This is a genomic window from Tolypothrix sp. PCC 7712 (assembly GCF_025860405.1).
Lineage (GTDB): Bacteria > Cyanobacteriota > Cyanobacteriia > Cyanobacteriales > Nostocaceae > Aulosira > Aulosira diplosiphon.
Genome location: NZ_CP063788.1, coordinates 136,998 through 152,717, shown reverse-complemented (window position 1 = coordinate 152,717; position 15,720 = coordinate 136,998). Strand labels below are relative to the sequence as shown.

General features: G+C 40.0%; 20 protein-coding genes. 12 read left to right on the top strand and 8 right to left on the bottom strand.

All coding sequences use genetic code 11. The features are described from left to right. Positions 1 to 19 precede the first annotated feature (19 nt). The 5 genes from HGR01_RS39235 to HGR01_RS39215 all read right to left on the bottom strand — a co-directional run bounded on the left by HGR01_RS39235 (position 20) and on the right by HGR01_RS39215 (position 3,882). A complete protein-coding gene (locus HGR01_RS39235; RefSeq protein ID WP_155539581.1) occupies positions 20 to 193 on the bottom strand; it encodes a hypothetical protein in 174 nt (57 codons plus the stop codon). A gap of 291 nt (positions 194 to 484) precedes the next feature. Then, complete coding sequence (locus HGR01_RS39230) at positions 485 to 1,267, bottom strand: DUF6753 family protein (protein WP_045873608.1); 783 nt, start codon at positions 1,265 to 1,267, stop codon at positions 485 to 487. A gap of 81 nt (positions 1,268 to 1,348) precedes the next feature. After that, complete coding sequence (locus HGR01_RS39225) at positions 1,349 to 2,119, bottom strand: mobilization protein (RefSeq protein ID WP_045873609.1); 771 nt, start codon at positions 2,117 to 2,119, stop codon at positions 1,349 to 1,351. A 45-nt stretch (positions 2,120 to 2,164) separates the two neighbouring features. Next, positions 2,165 to 2,731, bottom strand: coding sequence for a hypothetical protein (locus HGR01_RS39220; RefSeq protein ID WP_045873610.1), 567 nt, complete (start codon positions 2,729 to 2,731; stop codon positions 2,165 to 2,167). 2 nt (positions 2,732 to 2,733) lie between these two features. After that, positions 2,734 to 3,882: a ParM/StbA family protein gene (locus HGR01_RS39215; RefSeq protein WP_045873611.1), complete on the bottom strand. Its 1,149-nt coding sequence runs from the start codon at positions 3,880 to 3,882 to the stop codon at positions 2,734 to 2,736. Between the two features lie 547 nt (positions 3,883 to 4,429). Here HGR01_RS39215 and HGR01_RS39210 point away from each other — a divergent pair. From HGR01_RS39210 to HGR01_RS39195, 4 genes are all read left to right on the top strand, one after another. Continuing rightward, positions 4,430 to 4,561, top strand: coding sequence for a hypothetical protein (locus HGR01_RS39210; protein WP_255325355.1), 132 nt, complete (start codon positions 4,430 to 4,432; stop codon positions 4,559 to 4,561). A gap of 11 nt (positions 4,562 to 4,572) precedes the next feature. Beyond that, on the top strand, positions 4,573 to 4,977 hold the full coding sequence (locus HGR01_RS39205; protein ID WP_228045841.1) for a plasmid mobilization protein: 405 nt from the start codon (positions 4,573 to 4,575) through the stop codon (positions 4,975 to 4,977). Between the two features lie 85 nt (positions 4,978 to 5,062). Continuing rightward, on the top strand, positions 5,063 to 6,373 hold the full coding sequence (locus HGR01_RS39200) for an IS701 family transposase (protein ID WP_096621593.1): 1,311 nt from the start codon (positions 5,063 to 5,065) through the stop codon (positions 6,371 to 6,373). An 89-nt stretch (positions 6,374 to 6,462) separates the two neighbouring features. Further along, positions 6,463 to 7,875, top strand: a complete 1,413-nt coding sequence (locus HGR01_RS39195) for a relaxase/mobilization nuclease domain-containing protein (RefSeq protein WP_413777628.1) — start codon at positions 6,463 to 6,465, stop codon at positions 7,873 to 7,875. 123 nt (positions 7,876 to 7,998) lie between these two features. Here HGR01_RS39195 and HGR01_RS39190 read toward each other — a convergent pair whose 3' ends face one another. Next, a complete protein-coding gene (locus HGR01_RS39190; RefSeq protein WP_052335378.1) occupies positions 7,999 to 8,625 on the bottom strand; it encodes a hypothetical protein in 627 nt (208 codons plus the stop codon). Positions 8,626 to 8,774: 149 nt separating this feature from the next. Here HGR01_RS39190 and HGR01_RS39185 point away from each other — a divergent pair, with 149 nt between their 5' ends. Together HGR01_RS39185 and HGR01_RS39180 are read left to right on the top strand one after the other, a co-directional pair. Then, positions 8,775 to 9,059, top strand: coding sequence for a hypothetical protein (locus HGR01_RS39185; RefSeq protein WP_052335379.1), 285 nt, complete (start codon positions 8,775 to 8,777; stop codon positions 9,057 to 9,059). Positions 9,060 to 9,061: 2 nt separating this feature from the next. Next, positions 9,062 to 9,640, top strand: a complete 579-nt coding sequence (locus HGR01_RS39180; protein WP_045873613.1) for a siphovirus Gp157 family protein — start codon at positions 9,062 to 9,064, stop codon at positions 9,638 to 9,640. Between the two features lie 269 nt (positions 9,641 to 9,909). Here the strand turns inward: HGR01_RS39180 and HGR01_RS39175 are convergent, their stop codons facing one another. Beyond that, the gene (locus HGR01_RS39175) at positions 9,910 to 10,473 is read right to left on the bottom strand and encodes a Uma2 family endonuclease (RefSeq protein WP_045873614.1); all 564 of its coding nucleotides are present in this window, start codon (positions 10,471 to 10,473) and stop codon (positions 9,910 to 9,912) included. Between the two features lie 123 nt (positions 10,474 to 10,596). Here HGR01_RS39175 and HGR01_RS39170 point away from each other — a divergent pair, with 123 nt between their 5' ends. From HGR01_RS39170 to HGR01_RS39160, 3 genes are all read left to right on the top strand, one after another. After that, positions 10,597 to 11,241 carry a hypothetical protein gene (locus HGR01_RS39170; protein WP_045873615.1) on the top strand — a complete coding sequence of 215 codons (645 nt, stop codon included), beginning with the start codon at positions 10,597 to 10,599 and terminating at the stop codon, positions 11,239 to 11,241. Positions 11,242 to 11,246: 5 nt separating this feature from the next. Then, the gene (locus tag HGR01_RS39165; RefSeq protein ID WP_052335380.1) at positions 11,247 to 11,684 is read left to right on the top strand and encodes a hypothetical protein; all 438 of its coding nucleotides are present in this window, start codon (positions 11,247 to 11,249) and stop codon (positions 11,682 to 11,684) included. A 152-nt stretch (positions 11,685 to 11,836) separates the two neighbouring features. After that, complete coding sequence (locus HGR01_RS39160) at positions 11,837 to 12,694, top strand: hypothetical protein (protein ID WP_264267744.1); 858 nt, start codon at positions 11,837 to 11,839, stop codon at positions 12,692 to 12,694. Here HGR01_RS39160 and HGR01_RS39155 read toward each other — a convergent pair. Continuing rightward, the gene (locus tag HGR01_RS39155) at positions 12,651 to 13,961 is read right to left on the bottom strand and encodes an IS701 family transposase (protein WP_096621593.1); all 1,311 of its coding nucleotides are present in this window, start codon (positions 13,959 to 13,961) and stop codon (positions 12,651 to 12,653) included. The two genes, HGR01_RS39160 and HGR01_RS39155, sit on opposite strands and share 44 nt — an antisense overlap. Positions 13,962 to 14,026: 65 nt before the next feature. On the opposite strand from HGR01_RS39155, the gene HGR01_RS39150 reads away from it, so the two are divergent. Genes HGR01_RS39150 through HGR01_RS39140 form a run of 3 tightly spaced genes read left to right on the top strand, consistent with a single transcriptional unit; the run spans position 14,027 to position 15,658 of the window. Next, a complete protein-coding gene (locus tag HGR01_RS39150; protein ID WP_045873617.1) occupies positions 14,027 to 14,785 on the top strand; it encodes a hypothetical protein in 759 nt (252 codons plus the stop codon). Then, positions 14,769 to 15,461: a hypothetical protein gene (locus HGR01_RS39145; protein WP_045873618.1), complete on the top strand. Its 693-nt coding sequence runs from the start codon at positions 14,769 to 14,771 to the stop codon at positions 15,459 to 15,461. Before HGR01_RS39150 ends, HGR01_RS39145 begins: the two co-directional genes overlap by 17 nt. Beyond that, entirely contained in the window at positions 15,452 to 15,658 is a 207-nt protein-coding gene (locus HGR01_RS39140; protein ID WP_045873619.1) for a hypothetical protein, read from the top strand. The genes HGR01_RS39145 and HGR01_RS39140 overlap by 10 nt, the downstream gene beginning before the upstream one ends. Positions 15,659 to 15,720: the final 62 nt, after the last annotated feature.

Genomic DNA, 15,720 nt, shown 5'->3' with positions numbered 1-15,720 from the left:
TTCTAGCATTTTTACCTTATTATACTACTGCCAGAGTGACAAAACAGGGATAATCAGGCACAGTTTCAGCTTGTGCTTGAGTTGTATTCCTCTCATCCTTGTCACTAAGATTTACAGGAGTAGAACGGGTACAGGCTGTAACTGTACCTCCTATTACCAGCAGCCAAAGCCAGTTAACTTTGCGGGTAAACATCTGCTGAATCCTCCTCTACGATTGAGAACTTGACAAACAAGGGAACGCCAAAAAAACAATTATCCCAATTTCTGGACTCAACAAGACTGTTCCTGTCTTCCACCCCTGTTCTAAATTCGTACCCCTATGGGGAAGCAAGCTACACTTAGCGTCCCACAGGGATAGGATATTTTTTTAGTTGAAAGTCCGTTAGGAACGTTGATTTAATAAGATCCAAATTTTAGGACAGTGGTTTGGCAATACCAAAGCCTTAAAGGAAAGAGATTATGTAGGTTATTTAATTCACAATCCTTAATTTTTGGGCTTAGATACAAACTGGCGCTGATTAGCAGGTGATATCCATAAAGTGCAGAACCCGGACGAGGCTTTTCTGCTACTTGCTCCAATTTGGAGTGTTACCCCCAAACGCTTGGCTTCCTTTGCACAAGCAAGTTGACCGTTTTGGTCACGACTCAGCAAATCTTGATTCCATTGCATTAGATTGTGAGCAAACTTACCTTCATTACTGGTTGCCCATTCCAAAGCATCGGCTTCTACTTGTGTAAGTTGGCGTGGCCCAGCAGGATCTAGATGACTGGATTGATACCAAGACGTTCCAGCTAAACTTACCAGTCCACCCACTCCTGCTGCAATTAATAGCAATATTCCCGCAGCAATTAGAGAGGGAACCGAATGAATAGCACGTTCAAATTCAGTACGTCTGATTAATGCTGTCACTGCCTGAGCGATCGCTTTTTGCTGTCCTTTTACTGCTATTTTTTCATATGTCTGGAGATGGTCATAAAGCTGTGTCTGCCACAGATCAAACATTGCTTCCATTTCTTTGGGATTGTCTTCCAATAGCACTTGTAGCCTGCCAGTAGCAATCATCATCAGAAATGCTGGGTCGTCAGGGTCTACTCCAGTTTGAACTACTATTTCCCAAACCCTGGCTTTAAATGAATCATCTTTACCTCGAATGGCTAAATCTAGTAAAGTTGGGTAAGGAATTTGGCTCAGTCCTTTACCTCTAGCAGCGACTGAATCCAAAAATTCATCATCTAAATCAAGTTCTTCTGTGTGAGATTTACTCATATTTGTATTTACTTTTAGTTAATTCGCCCCTTCCCAAGCTCATTTGGTAATCTAATTTCATGGTCAGAGATGTCATTTAGATTACTTTTTGGTAGCAACTTTGCTGTTGGCATTAGCATCATCAACTTTTTCGGTTGGGGAAGTAATTGAAGCTACGGTCAGATTCCAAATTTTAGCTTTCTCAATTTCCTCAAAAGCTTTTTTGAGAAAATTGTGTAATCGCTGCTTACCCAATACACCTAACTCTCCATAATCTCTAGCCGCAGAAAAATTTATCTGATTAGCATCAAGGATATCCCGCTCTCGATAGCTGAACTTGGGAAAATTGATGACAGCTACTTTATAAGCTTTGATTAATTCCTGTAAATCCTTACGTCCATCTATGTGTTTCCAGTCATCGCATAAAGCACAATTGCGTACAAATATATGCTTAATCTTGTTTTCAAAGCGTTCTAGAGATTGAATAAATAATTGAACACTGTCATATCCACCACTACAAACAAACCATTTATATATTTTGACCTTATTTTTTCCAGTAATTTCTAGGATTTGATTACGCTCAATCCAGTCAGTTACTGCTGGGTAGACTTGAGCAGGCAAATTGACAATTACAGAAGTTGTGAGTGCTAAATTAAAAATTTCATCAGCATCATAAGCTTTACGCTCTGATTCGCTAAAAACTGCTTTTTTATGATTATTTGGGTAAAATGCACCCACATCTGGATTACTTTGGTCTGCTTCTACTAACTCATAAGATAGTTTATTATCAATACAGTATTGCACCATAACGCGTGCAAATAATGACTTGCCTACTCCACCTTTTTCACCATCAACGAAGTGAATTGCTGCCATCTGAAATCTCCTTGGCAATTTTACTAAATGTGCATTAATAAATACTTAAATATCCTCAAACATATTGTCTGTTTCATCATAGAAAGACCCCTCGCCAGGAATGAAGGAGTCAGAATCAAATTTGTGTTTTGGCTTGCTGCTACCATTGTTATTGCTATTACTACTACCTTTATTTTGGCTACTACTATGATCGGGATTACTGTGACTAGAATTACTTGTATCTAGACCGAACATAGTAGCAAGCGTTTGAGGATTGGTCATAGTGCTTATAGGCATAGGCAAAACATCACTTGATTTATGTGGTAATCCTAGTTCCATCCGCAAATAAGCCAAATGTTGTTCCAGGGCATGACAACAAATCAACCCTACCCGACGTAGTTCTTGATCGCTAATATCTACACCTGTATCTGCTTGTGCTTTGTATGCTAAAGGCAACCAGCACATTCGTAATGCCTGTAATACCATCTCTTTGCTAGAACGCACTTCATCTCCCTGTTGCAAATATGCAATTAATTGCCCGTCTACCGTATTTGAGTAAGGATGGTAAGAAAATCTAAAAATTTTGCGCTGTCTATTAGTGTCATGATTTTCACGTAATTTATTATTAGTCATAGTCATGCTACCTTCTCGATTTGCGCTCTAAACCGCATAAACAAACCAAACGCATCAATCAACCTAAACGACAAAGCTTCCTGCTCTCGGAAAGTATGGCAATAATCATTACTTTTATCCTTGAATACTTCTTGTACCTGCTGCTGTAAATCAGCTCCCCAATAAGTTGAAATTTCTTGAAAGCAGTCTTGTAACTCTTGCTCTAAGTACAATGCTGCGCCACCACTCAAAATCACCTCGTTCACCGCAGGTAAAGTTGATTCCAGCCAATCGTAAAGCCTAGACCAATACTCAGCTTTAGCAGTAGCAATGGCATTAACAATCATCTGCAATTCATAATCAAGATTTTTAGGTTCTCTACTTTTGACCAGAGTGCGAATTGCTTGGTTATCAGTCGTGATATCTGAACCGGCTGCATAGATGGCAGAGGTTAAAGCAGTGGCATCCTGCCCAGATGTGCGCTCAATTACTCGCTTTACCATTTGGTGAAAGCCCAGCCCATTGGTGTAACCCGCCGTCATCTTACCCCGTTCAAATAATAGAAGGCTGGTATTGCGATGCCCGAACATTAGCACTGCGATGGTTTGGGCGTTGAACCATTCTTTACCATTCTGGCGTTGGCGTATCATTGCCAATCCCGCACCTTCGGGTAAGCACTCGAATCGCTCCAGCTTCACCCGCAATCTTTGACCCCGAAATCTAAAATCCTTGAGTGCAGATTGCAATTGTTGCTCAAATGCTTGACGATTTTGATATTCACCATAGGGCAGTAGTGAGGTCAGTGATAGTGAAAACCTGTTAGGCAATTTGTTGTGTTGAGCGATCGCACCAATAACCGCCAAGGCTTTGTGAATTGAGGTTTCGTACTTGAGCTTATCGAGTCTGGCAGATGCTGAAAACTGCCGTGCCAGGAATCCAACTACTGTACATTGTGTATCACCATTTGCAGAACTTGACACCCAGGCTTCATCTACTGGTTTAGGAGATTCAAGACCCTTGCGACTCGACATATAAGCGTCAATCGAACTTTGAGGCAACTTCAGCATCTCTGGTTCCATTGTCATCAAACATGGTTTGCCTTCAGTTGCTAGTTCGTAAACAATCTTGGTCAAGGAAGCACCAGGGTCAAAACTGACTATCAGGTTTGACATTGACTGTGGTTGTGATTATCCATAAAAGCTGCTTTTAACTTAAATGCAAATATTGACTGTGAACATCACTCTACTGACCATTTTGTTGGAGGCAAATTTTATCCAGTTGGTTATTTTTTTCGCTGCTGTTAATTAAGTCCTTACTTTTCTGCTAAGAAATTCGATTTAGAAAAGTGTGCCATCACAGATCCATGCCAGTTCCACGAACGAGCCATTGCAGATTCATTACAGTGACAATGTTGATCCAATAGAGATCCATTTGGATGACATACGTATTCTATGTATAATTTTTAGTTGCAACAATGATAAATTATTGACAAATAATATGCTATGAGAGATCCAATACAAATCCATCGGAGATCCATTACATATTCATCCAGCAGTTGATTCGAGTAGCCCAAAAAAACCTTTGGTGAGTAGCAAGCTATGTTGCTGTCCGGACATTTTTTCTTGGGAGAAAAAACGCACCCCCAGGTGCGGCAACAAGCTTGCCCTCCTTTCACGGTTCCCCTACCTCAGTAGGTCAACCACCGTGACAGAGGGGAAGATGATACGAAAACAATCAAAACTAGCTGTGATGGTGCAAGACAGCGATCGCCTACAGCACTCTAGCACAGTAATAGAAGTGCGTAGCGATGGTACTAAATTTGTTGTTTTTGCATTACAAATTCAAAAATAGACAGTTGGTCAATGACTACTCGTAACAATACTGTCAAACTGAAAAAACTAATAACTAATGCACTGGTAATGCAAAAGCGCTCATTAAGGATAGATATTAGATTGACTCCAAAAGAATATGAAAAAGCACAGCAGATGGCATTTGAAAACGATCTCACAATTAGTGAATTGTTTCGTAGCAAGACTCTAAAAAACCAATTGCCCCGGCGTGTCACTAAAGTGGCTGGTCAAACTTACTGGGAGCTAGGTAAAATTGGCAACAATCTCAATCAAATAACTAAAGCAATCAATACTTCAGTACTGATGGGAGAACCGATTGTTGTAAATAGAACATTGTTAGAACAACTTAGGAATATGGTGAAACAAGTGCGACGAGAGATTACTGAAATCGATTTGATCGGCGATTTACAAGATTAAGCGTGATTGGCAAGCAGATTAACCCTGTTTTGTCACTCTGGCAGTAGTATAATAAGGTAAAAATGCTAGAACCAAGACACAGAGCATGGTACAGCCCCGTCCAGCCGCACCAACAGTCAAATTTGTGGACGAATATTGCCAGTGGTATAAAAGTCTGTTTCCAGATGTTAGGAGTTTCGAGGCTTTTAAATATCTCCATGTAGGCTGCATTTCTGATCTAAAACGTAAAACATTGCCAGAAATAGCAAAAATCGTAGGATTAGATAACCAGCAAGGGTTGCATCATTTTCTAACTACATCACCTTGGGATATAGAAAAGTTAAGAACCTTAAGGTTAGAGTTAATTTTACAAGTGCTAAAAGGTAGACCAATCATTTTAATTATTGATGAGACAGGGGATAAAAAGAAAGGGAGCAAGACAGATTATGTGAAACGGCAGTATATAGGAAATTTGGGAAAAACAGATAATGGAATTGTGGCAGTGACAGTATATGGTGTTTTCTGTGGGATGACATTTCCATTACTGTTTGAAGTGTATAAACCCAGGGAAAGATTACAGGCAGGAGATAAGTACCGCACTAAACCAGAAATAGCAGCAATACTGATAAAAAAGCTACAATCAATGGGTTTTAAATTCAACTTAGTACTTGCAGATAGCTTATATGGAGAGAGTGGTAAGAATTTCATATCTGTATTAGATGAACTAAACTTGAACTATATAGTAGCGATTCGGTCAAATCATTATGTAGAAATACTTCCACGACAACATATTCAATATTTAAAGTGGCAGAAGTTTCAAAGGGTATTCTCTGACTTGAGTCGGGAAAATCGATTTATTAGAGAAATTATTCCGGGAAAACGTGGAGAACTTAGATATTGGCAAATTACTACAGATCCAGAAAATTTGCCTGATAACACTACTTGGTATGTGATGAGTAAATATCCAGACATTACGCCAAGAGAAGTTGGAAATTTTTACGGTTTAAGAACTTGGGTCGAGTACGGGTTAAAACAAAGTAAGAATGAATTAGGTTGGTCAGATTTTCGCCTGACTCACTACCCAGATATTGAGCGATGGTGGGAAATTATTTGCAGTGCTTATTTAATGGTTAGTCTGCATTCGGAGCAACTGTTTCAGTCTCCATCACAACGAGAGTCAAAATTTGTTTCACATCCTTGGTGGGATAATGGAAATGGCTGGAAGAACATTCTTAACAATCTTCGTTTGATTATTCAACCTTTTACTTTATTTAATCTGATATATCCCTGGTTAACGGTTTTTCCTATTCCTCAATTAGCTTTGGGTTTTTTTAAACTTCAATCTATTATTTATAGCCTCACCAGTTCAATTTTTATATCCCTGATTCACCCTGATTTCTACTTTTCCTCTGCCTAGAGTGACAAAAGAGGGTTAAAGGCAAAAGTTTTCGAGGGCTATTAAACTATCTCTTTGGTAAAGAAGGAGCTAAACAAATTGGTGGGAACATGGAAGGAAACAACCCACGAGAACTGGCGGCTGAGTTCCGGTTCTCTAGACAACTAAACCCAAAAGTTAGTAGGGCTGTTTATCATGCTTCCCTCAGCTTGCCTCACCAAGAGAGTTTGGATGATGAAACTTGGCATGAAATTACCCAAAAATATTTGCAAGCAATGTGTTTTGACATGAATCAATATACAGTAGTGCGTCATATTGATCGAGAACATGACCATATACATATTGTTGCCAGTCGCATTCGCTTAGATGGCACTACAGTTTCTGATAGCTGGGATTATCGCAGAAGTGAAGCGGTAATTCGCAAGTTGGAGCAGGAATACAATTTACAATCGGTGCAACCAAGTTGGGAAAAAGATAAGCACAGTCCAACTACTGGCGAACGTAGGCAACTTGCCAGAACTGGAGAGGAAAGCGTTAGAGTGAGACTCCAGCGATCGCTCGACCAAGCAACACACGACCATCCCACTATGTCAGAGTTAATAGAGCGATCGCAACAACAAGGTATTAATGTCCGCGTCGGTTATACTCGCACAGGCAAAGTCAAAGGCATAAGTTACCAACTTGACGGTGTAGCTTTTAGTGGTACACATCTCGGTAAAGCATATACCTTTCCTGGTTTACAAAAGCATCGCGGTGTAAACTACAGTCCCAAGCGGGATGATCAACGCATTCAAAAACTGATAGACCAAGCTGTTGAAAATCCCACAATAGCAGCGCCAAAAAAGGATGACAAATGCACAAAGAAGCTAATAGAGCAAGTTGAAAATACTGCGTTCTCTGTTTCTGTGACCAATTCCTTACCCATACCAGAACCAGCAAACTGGGAGCAAATACGCCTAAACCTAAGCCAGCAGTACAATTTACCCAATTCTCTGCTTGCAGAACTGTATGAAAAGGGTTGGCTCTATGCAAGTCTTGCAGGTCAAGCAATATTTGTGGAACGCACGCTCGATGATCTTCCAACGCTTGCCAAGCAGTTAGAACCAGCAGGTAACTTCACCGTTATTTCCGTTAACTCTGAACGCACAAAAAATGGTAGTTTTTGGATTGCTACAGATACCACAGTCAAAAGAGCAGTGCTACTAAGTGACCCGATTGAAGTTCTCTCTGTCATTGCCTTAGAATCAACTTTTGATAAAGAAAAGCGCAAACCTACATTGTATTGGAGTGTAGACGATAGCGAGCAATTACCTCTAGAACTTTTGCAAGCGATCGATACAGTGGTCATTGCTTTTAAAGATAATGAGAAAGTTGAGGACTTGATAGCTGAGATACTAGCTGAACTACCTCAAGCCAAAAAAGTTTCTCCCGGTGAAGCAGGCTGGAATGGGATGCTAACCCTGAACAAACAGCAACCCAAGCAAAGTCGAATACCACAGCCGCAAAGTTGGGAACTTGAATAATAGTCACCAGAGTTAGCTTTTGTATTAAAATTTCAATTTTATTTGATCTGGGAATTGACAGAATATTTTGTAGGGGCGGGCTTTTCTCTATTGGGTAAAAGATGAGTATTGAAGTTACTATTTTTAGGTTGAATTTACCATTTTTTGCAGATAAGACTGGCGATAATTGTTCTTAGCCATCAGCCTAGCCTCACGCTTTGTCCACTGTTTTTGTAAAGGAACATCAGCCAATCTTTGCAATAATATGAATACACTATCATCTCCAGTCAACCGAGCGATGATTTGAGCGATCGCCTTACAGCAACTCCAAGGATGACGTACCACCTGAACTTCTGCAAATCTCACCACACACCAATTGCGTTGCAAGAAAAAACGGTTACGGATTTTATCGTCATCAACATCAATACAGTGGTGAGGTTTACCTGTGTCTCCAGTATAAGGTTCATCAATCTCAATATCGAGAGCTAATCCAGAAGATTGATGGTAAAGGATAAAATCGGCTGAATAGCGTCGGGGTGAACCAGGAATTTCAAATTCAACAGCTTGACAGATAAGATTTCCTGGAAACGCACACAGTAAATAGCGAAAAAACTCCTTTTCACTCACGCCTTGCTTGGCTGTACCATTTCCATCTGGTAATGCAATGTATCCTTGAAACAATGCTTTTAAATACCCCATTTTTTGATCGCTGTTAGCAAACCGCCTTGCTAACGGTGGATAAAGGATAACCGGATAATAGCCAGTAGACATTAGTAGTTATCAGGTTGCTTGTGTTTAATAATTAAATCAATAGCAAGAAGCTAGTATTGCTTATGCTAAAGCATTGGCAATTAAACCAGATTCAACTGAGGCAATGCAAAGAACAAAACGACTAATAAATTGGAATTTTTAGGATAATTGTGTCAGGATTTGAAATCCTAGCTATTGCCAGAGAAAGTTGCTGCGCTTACCAGACGCGCTATCGCGCCATTGTTTCTGGCGTTAAGCAAGCAAAGTTTATGCAAACATTGAAAACAACTTCAACATCACCTAACTCAACTACTACTGCTTGTAAAAATCCTCAACTTACACAAAAGGTCACTTCACATTTATATGACAATACTAATTTAGATTCAGGCACTATAGCTATTTTAGAACAAATTGAGGTTGAATATGAATACTACCAAGTTTGTCAGGAGTGGTAGTTATGAATTTAGTACTCGCTCAACAATCCTTAGCAGGACTTTCCCAAACTGCTGCTCATCTCTGGGAACAGTTGACTAATTGCCAGACTCCTGAAGAGGAAGCTGCTATTATTACCGCTATTTGGGAAACTCAGGAAGTTCAAGAAGAAGTTATTGATATCCAAGCAGAACTAGCATTGCAACTGGATGCTGAAATAGCGGCTATTAAGCAACGGCTAGAACATCTAAAAGCTGTACATCAATCAGCACTATTAAGACTAGAACGCTGGCGACAAAAATTAGATGAAACAATTTTACAACAAACCGCTACCGGAATTTTACCTGAACAAATGATCGGTAATTCACTCCGCATCACAATTAAAGAAAATCCACCAAGTTGTGAGGTGCTGATAGATGCAGAACAATTGCCTCCTAAATACCGCAGAGAAAAGACTGTTTACTCAGCAGATAAGAAAGCTATTATTACTGCTTGGAAAAAAGGTATTCCTGTAGATGGCACTCATATCGAGCGTAAGCGCCGAGTTATCTATGCTTTAACAGCAACGGCAATCCACGACTTCAAAGACGCGCTTTTAACTTAGCAATAGTTTTAACTAATTGAGCAGCCAACAGTAGCAATTTCACTGTTTTGTTGGCTGCTAATTATAAATCTTGTTTGCAACTTACAACAGTTTTCATGTTCTTAAATCAAACTCTTATATTCTTCTTTCCGCCTTTGTGTGCAATTAAAAAATGTGATTGATTGACCTAAAAATAGCTGTAAGTAGATTGGGACTATAAAAACTAAATATGTTGTAACATAACTGGATTAAGGCTATTTCCTAAAAGAAATAGTGTTTCATGTGCTTCTCTAACTGCTCATTTTTAGCCAACCAAACACCTGAGCAACACTTAATTCTAAGTCTATCCCGGGTAACACTGGCAAACGCTCATCACCCTGCAAAAGTTCTGGTTGTTGATTTGGACGGAAGACTAAAATAGAACGATCTTCTGGATCTATCAACCAACCTAATTGGCAACCATGATCTAAGCAATAAAGAATATTACCTGTGACTCGATTTGAACTTTGTTCGGGAGAAAGAATTTCAATTGTCCAGTCTGGAGGAAGCAGAAAATCATTGGGTGCTTCCCCATCAGCAGCAAAGGGAATACGCGACCAGTTAAAAACCGCTACATCAGGTACTACTGAGCGAATACCAAAACTACAGCGCAGTTCTGGAAAGGCATAAGCAATATGCAGGCTTTCGGCAACATCGTTGATACTGTTGCACAGCCTTAACTGTAATCGGCTATGCTTCCCTTTTGGCATTGGTTTCTGAATAATCTCACCATTAATATATTCGCTGGCAGGCTTTGTTTCTGGTAGTTTGAGAAACTCCTCCAGGGTCAGGGATTGGGTAATTACCGTAGACATGGCTCCTGAAGAAAAGCAAACGGGATACGTTTTTAGTCTAGCAGTACTCGACTCTCAAAAACAGTTTTTGCTTTTGGCTACCGCCACAACCGCTTGCACACCATTAACAAAGCCCAAAAAGTTATGACCAAAAAATGGCTAACACCAGAACAGGCCATTGTCAAAGCCAATCTCACTGTTACACCTGAAACCTTAAAATCTTACATTTGGGAACCACAGGGAAAAACTACTGCTGAAGAACAATTCCAAGCTTTAGGATTGCTATTTGACAGGGAACGCTTGCGTGCAGGTAAACCTAACTTCTTGCAACTTTTAGAACCAGTAAGTGATGAAAATAACTACACCGACGATGAAATCTATTCTCATCAGTTAGAGGGTGATGAGATAGAAACATTTGCTACCAACAGGGTAAATCAACTAGAGCCATTTATTTTCGAGCAATGCAAAGTTCAAATCGTTATCACTCTACTACCTAAACAACAAGCAGGAGATAGACCTGTAATGATTGCTGCCAGTAGTCACGGTGATTTCCCTGTAGTTACCATGCTCAATCAAGAAGAACTAGGTGATTTACCACCTGCAATTGTTCAACTACTAGACGAACTGAAAGCTGATTTTCCTAACCGTCAAATTCGCCGGAATCTAGTCCAGACTCAAGGTGCCAAAATTAATAAGGCACACATTCCCCAGACTCCAATTCGTACTCAAACTACTAGCTCAGATACTACTAAGCCAGCTAGCAATACTACGCAGATTTCACTGTTTTAAATGCCATGAATACTACAAATAGCAACAAATTACTTGTTATCTACGAAGGTCAACAACACTGGATTCCGGAGGCGATCGCGGTTGACGACCAATTACTACGGGATGCTTTCACTCCTCTGTGCGCTGAACTGGCAAACGCAGACATTGAGCGTCAACCAGGAGAACCCATTCACATCATCAAGAAGCCCGGTAAAAAAGGTGCTTCTTGTCTAGATTTCCTGATAGTGGCTCCTGAAGAAATCAACCCCGCAGTCCAAATGTGCTACCAAATGCGTCAACGTCAGGTCGTCACGGGAATTGACTGGCAAAATGCAGAACAGCTATCAATCCAGATTGAAGAGGCGATCGCATCAGGGACAAAATTTTCTCACTCAATCAACCAAACCCTAAAATTCCTGAAAGCCAGCATTCCCACATCTAGCGTTATCCTTGAAGGTTTTTGACTGCTAACAAAAGGGGTTGGAAATTGACTTGAGGGATAAATTATTGTCCGAATTACAGCAGTTTGCATTTTGACTGAAGTCCACCCCACACCCTAACGCTGTCTCTGTGTTGTTCAATTCCGACCCCAATAAATGACAAGTCGCACTAAAAGATGTCTCACCTTGTACCCCTCAGTATGGCAGAGGCAATTTACAGCCTTAGTCAGTATCAATTTACCTTAGATGCTACTAAATCACTTGAATATCTGGAAACCCAACTCAATATCTACTCCTTATTAGGACTTTATCAGCACTACTTCCCTAACGAATGGAAAGCGAGTCAAGCCACTATTTATTCACCTACAGATATAGATTGCCATAGTCCCAGAGAACTGGAATTCATTGTACTGATTTACGCTCATTTGTTTCCCTTATCCGACTGGACTATAGAAACAGCCTACGAACAAAGATTGCACAGTATTCCTATTACACCAATGGGTATTGATTGGACAATGGATGGAGAAATTGAACATCTTAAAGACGGTTGGCAACTACTTTTACCTTTTAGCCATAATGGTCGCTGTTGGCTTGATGACATAGACCCAGAAGGTAGCGATTGGTTTGATAGTGAATTTGCAATTTACGAAATTACGTACAGTAACATCGACCACCCAGACAAAATTGACTACAAAAAACTAAAACGGCAGTGTCATAACTTAGATAATCCTTTAAAGTTTCTGCCTTTAACTTTAAAACTGCTAGACCATGAAACTAAAAACCTTTGGTTGGACGAATACGCAGACGATTATTACCACCAACCTCACTGCACCTCTTTACCTTGGTCGAAAGCATCTATTGATTTTCTTACCAGAAAATGGCAGCAAGCTGACCGAATGCTGAACTGTGCAGCTAACTTAATAGATTGGTTAGAAGCAGACTTAAAACCTCATGCTCAAATCCTACTAAAACTATCCCTCTTTTGTCACTCTAGGCAGAGGAAAAGTAGAAATCAGGGTGAATCAGGGATATAAAAATTGAACTGGTGAGGCTATAAATAATAGATTGAAGTTTAAAAAAACCCAAAGCTAATTGAGGAATAGGAAAAACCGTTAACCAGGGATATATCAGATTAAATAAAGTAAAAGGTTGAATAATCAAACGAAGATTGTTAAGAATGTTCTTCCAGCCATTTCCATTATCCCACCAAGGATGTGAAACAAATTTTGACTCTCGTTGTGATGGAGACTGAAACAGTTGCTCCGAATGCAGACTAACCATTAAATAAGCACTGCAAATAATTTCCCACCATCGCTCAATATCTGGGTAGTGAGTCAGGCGAAAATCTGACCAACCTAATTCATTCTTACTTTGTTTTAACCCGTACTCGACCCAAGTTCTTAAACCGTAAAAATTTCCAACTTCTCTTGGCGTAATGTCTGGATATTTACTCATCACATACCAAGTAGTGTTATCAGGCAAATTTTCTGGATCTGTAGTAATTTGCCAATATCTAAGTTCTCCACGTTTTCCCGGAATAATTTCTCTAATAAATCGATTTTCCCGACTCAAGTCAGAGAATACCCTTTGAAACTTCTGCCACTTTAAATATTGAATATGTTGTCGTGGAAGTATTTCTACATAATGATTTGACCGAATCGCTACTATATAGTTCAAGTTTAGTTCATCTAATACAGATATGAAATTCTTACCACTCTCTCCATATAAGCTATCTGCAAGTACTAAGTTGAATTTAAAACCCATTGATTGTAGCTTTTTTATCAGTATTGCTGCTATTTCTGGTTTAGTGCGGTACTTATCTCCTGCCTGTAATCTTTCCCTGGGTTTATACACTTCAAACAGTAATGGAAATGTCATCCCACAGAAAACACCATATACTGTCACTGCCACAATTCCATTATCTGTTTTTCCCAAATTTCCTATATACTGCCGTTTCACATAATCTGTCTTGCTCCCTTTCTTTTTATCCCCTGTCTCATCAATAATTAAAATGATTGGTCTACCTTTTAGCACTTGTAAAATTAACTCTAACCTTAAGGTTCTTAACTTTTCTATATCCCAAGGTGATGTAGTTAGAAAATGATGCAACCCTTGCTGGTTATCTAATCCTACGATTTTTGCTATTTCTGGCAATGTTTTACGTTTTAGATCAGAAATGCAGCCTACATGGAGATATTTAAAAGCCTCGAAACTCCTAACATCTGGAAACAGACTTTTATACCACTGGCAATATTCGTCCACAAATTTGACTGTTGGTGCGGCTGGACGGGGCTGTACCATGCTCTGTGTCTTGGTTCTAGCATTTTTACCTTATTATACTACTGCCAGAGTGACAAAACAGGGCTATGGAAACAAGCATCGAAACCACGTTAATTGAAACCACATCGACAGCAATTTTATCAGGCGAGATTTTACAAGCAATTTTGGCAGACCATCCCCGAAAATCTCCAGTAATTGAAGCAGAATTGCTATTTTTGGATGGCATTTACATCTTCCACCACAAAGACATAAAAATTCCCGAAGCTCATATTTACAAATGCATTTCACCCGAAGCTTTGAGAACTGCTTTCAGCAACGAACCAATTGATACTGGTTGGATGGAACCAGGAATTGTGCGTTGGGGTACGGGCAGTACAGACACATATTTGGTGAAATTTATCCCACTAGCCACTCATACGATCAATTGCGATGAACTTGGTTCTTTAACTGTTCCACTACCTGCAATGGTGTTTGTGGGTAAGGGACTAAAGTATTGGGTTTGGGCAATTCAAGAACAAGAGTTTACTCCTCAAGCGCCGGCCTTTCATGCGCCACTACCCAATGTCTACAGTTCTGGACAGGTGTGTTGGGGAGTGAACGAACCACCTGCTGCTAATGGTCTATCAATTAACCATGCTTGGAATTTGTTTATTTCTAGTATTTTCACCAACCATTTAACAATAAGTAAATCACAGAAATACCGCAAGGATGTTCGCCAGCAACTTCTAAAACTGCACAAAAGATGTAGACGCGCAACCTATCCTGTATCTGACCTTGTGCCTATCGGCAATCAAAAAAGTGTCGCTATGCTTGTGCAGGAAATCCTTGATGAACCTATTGCTTGAAGGTATTATTGGTTACAAAATTGTCACATCTTCATCTCTGCCTACACACACCAGCAGTGGACTAGAGTACCTTTATGCCGGAAATGGCATCTTTGCTAGAGCCATTCGTCCTGGTATAGAGGTATTAATGCCCATTTGCTTGAGTACCCAAACTATCAAAGGGCTACCTCATTTAACGCCTTATCTCAAAGTCACTCCCTTAATTCCCAAAGCTCTGCTACTGGAAATGTGGCGGTTGAGTTATCAAGCTGGCAATCAATTTCACGAAATTCTCTTTCACCTCCACTGTACTGATGCAGGCTGGGATTTACAAGTCCCACAGCAAATTCAAACTCCAACTAGCTGTCAGCCAACCCATTCTGGTAGCGACTCTTCCCACCATAAAGCGGCTTTCGATATCCATTCCCACGGTTCCTTAGCTGCCTTTTTCTCTACTAATGATAACGCTGACGAATCTGGCTTTCGTATCTATGCGGTACTAGGTCGAGTTAATACCAAAAAACCAGAGATTAAATTACGGGTTGGACTGTTTCGCCACTGTTGGGATGTACCTGCTAGAGCAGTGTTTGACATTGAGCGAGACTTTTTCATGGTTGATGTCTCGCTTTTATCTGGATGCAAATTTTACAGTACTGATGTACCGCCCATCAACGTGATGGAGAACTTATGGAGCTAAATCTTGATTTGGCAATTGCTTGTCCTGTCGTGAGTTTCAACTACTCGAAAATAGAACTGTGGTTAGTTGGGTGTGGTGGTACTGGTTCTTGGTTGGCTGCTTCTTTGGTTCGGTTAGGCAGAGTTCTTTCTCAACAAGGTAAACAGGTGAAACTTTGCTTTGTTGACCCAGATCGTGTTGCAATACTGTTCGGTTAAGGAAAAAGAGGGGGTCAGATCAAGAAAAATTTGTTCGCGTATTTATTGCGAGAACAATAAAA

Excerpts from the sequence above, each read along its gene's own strand:
- HGR01_RS39220 (WP_045873610.1), bottom strand. The coding sequence starts at position 2,731 with ATGACTAATAATAAATTACGTGAAAATCATGACACTAATAGACAGCGC.
- HGR01_RS39170 (WP_045873615.1), top strand. The coding sequence starts at position 10,597 with ATGACCAAAAAATGGCTAACACCAGAACAGGCCATTGTCAAAGCCAAT.
- HGR01_RS39215 (WP_045873611.1), bottom strand. The coding sequence starts at position 3,882 with ATGTCAAACCTGATAGTCAGTTTTGACCCTGGTGCTTCCTTGACCAAG.
- HGR01_RS39150 (WP_045873617.1), top strand. The coding sequence starts at position 14,027 with ATGGAAACAAGCATCGAAACCACGTTAATTGAAACCACATCGACAGCA.
- HGR01_RS39190 (WP_052335378.1), bottom strand. The coding sequence starts at position 8,625 with ATGTCTACTGGCTATTATCCGGTTATCCTTTATCCACCGTTAGCAAGG.
- HGR01_RS39210 (WP_255325355.1), top strand. The coding sequence starts at position 4,430 with ATGATACGAAAACAATCAAAACTAGCTGTGATGGTGCAAGACAGCGAT.
- HGR01_RS39160 (WP_264267744.1), top strand. The coding sequence starts at position 11,837 with ATGTCTCACCTTGTACCCCTCAGTATGGCAGAGGCAATTTACAGCCTT.
- HGR01_RS39205 (WP_228045841.1), top strand. The coding sequence starts at position 4,573 with ATGACTACTCGTAACAATACTGTCAAACTGAAAAAACTAATAACTAAT.
- HGR01_RS39195 (WP_413777628.1), top strand. The coding sequence starts at position 6,463 with ATGGAAGGAAACAACCCACGAGAACTGGCGGCTGAGTTCCGGTTCTCT.
- HGR01_RS39235 (WP_155539581.1), bottom strand. The coding sequence starts at position 193 with ATGTTTACCCGCAAAGTTAACTGGCTTTGGCTGCTGGTAATAGGAGGT.
- HGR01_RS39145 (WP_045873618.1), top strand. The coding sequence starts at position 14,769 with ATGAACCTATTGCTTGAAGGTATTATTGGTTACAAAATTGTCACATCT.
- HGR01_RS39175 (WP_045873614.1), bottom strand. The coding sequence starts at position 10,473 with ATGTCTACGGTAATTACCCAATCCCTGACCCTGGAGGAGTTTCTCAAA.
- HGR01_RS39200 (WP_096621593.1), top strand. The coding sequence starts at position 5,063 with ATGGTACAGCCCCGTCCAGCCGCACCAACAGTCAAATTTGTGGACGAA.
- HGR01_RS39230 (WP_045873608.1), bottom strand. The coding sequence starts at position 1,267 with ATGAGTAAATCTCACACAGAAGAACTTGATTTAGATGATGAATTTTTG.
- HGR01_RS39155 (WP_096621593.1), bottom strand. The coding sequence starts at position 13,961 with ATGGTACAGCCCCGTCCAGCCGCACCAACAGTCAAATTTGTGGACGAA.
- HGR01_RS39165 (WP_052335380.1), top strand. The coding sequence starts at position 11,247 with ATGAATACTACAAATAGCAACAAATTACTTGTTATCTACGAAGGTCAA.
- HGR01_RS39180 (WP_045873613.1), top strand. The coding sequence starts at position 9,062 with ATGAATTTAGTACTCGCTCAACAATCCTTAGCAGGACTTTCCCAAACT.
- HGR01_RS39140 (WP_045873619.1), top strand. The coding sequence starts at position 15,452 with ATGGAGCTAAATCTTGATTTGGCAATTGCTTGTCCTGTCGTGAGTTTC.
- HGR01_RS39225 (WP_045873609.1), bottom strand. The coding sequence starts at position 2,119 with ATGGCAGCAATTCACTTCGTTGATGGTGAAAAAGGTGGAGTAGGCAAG.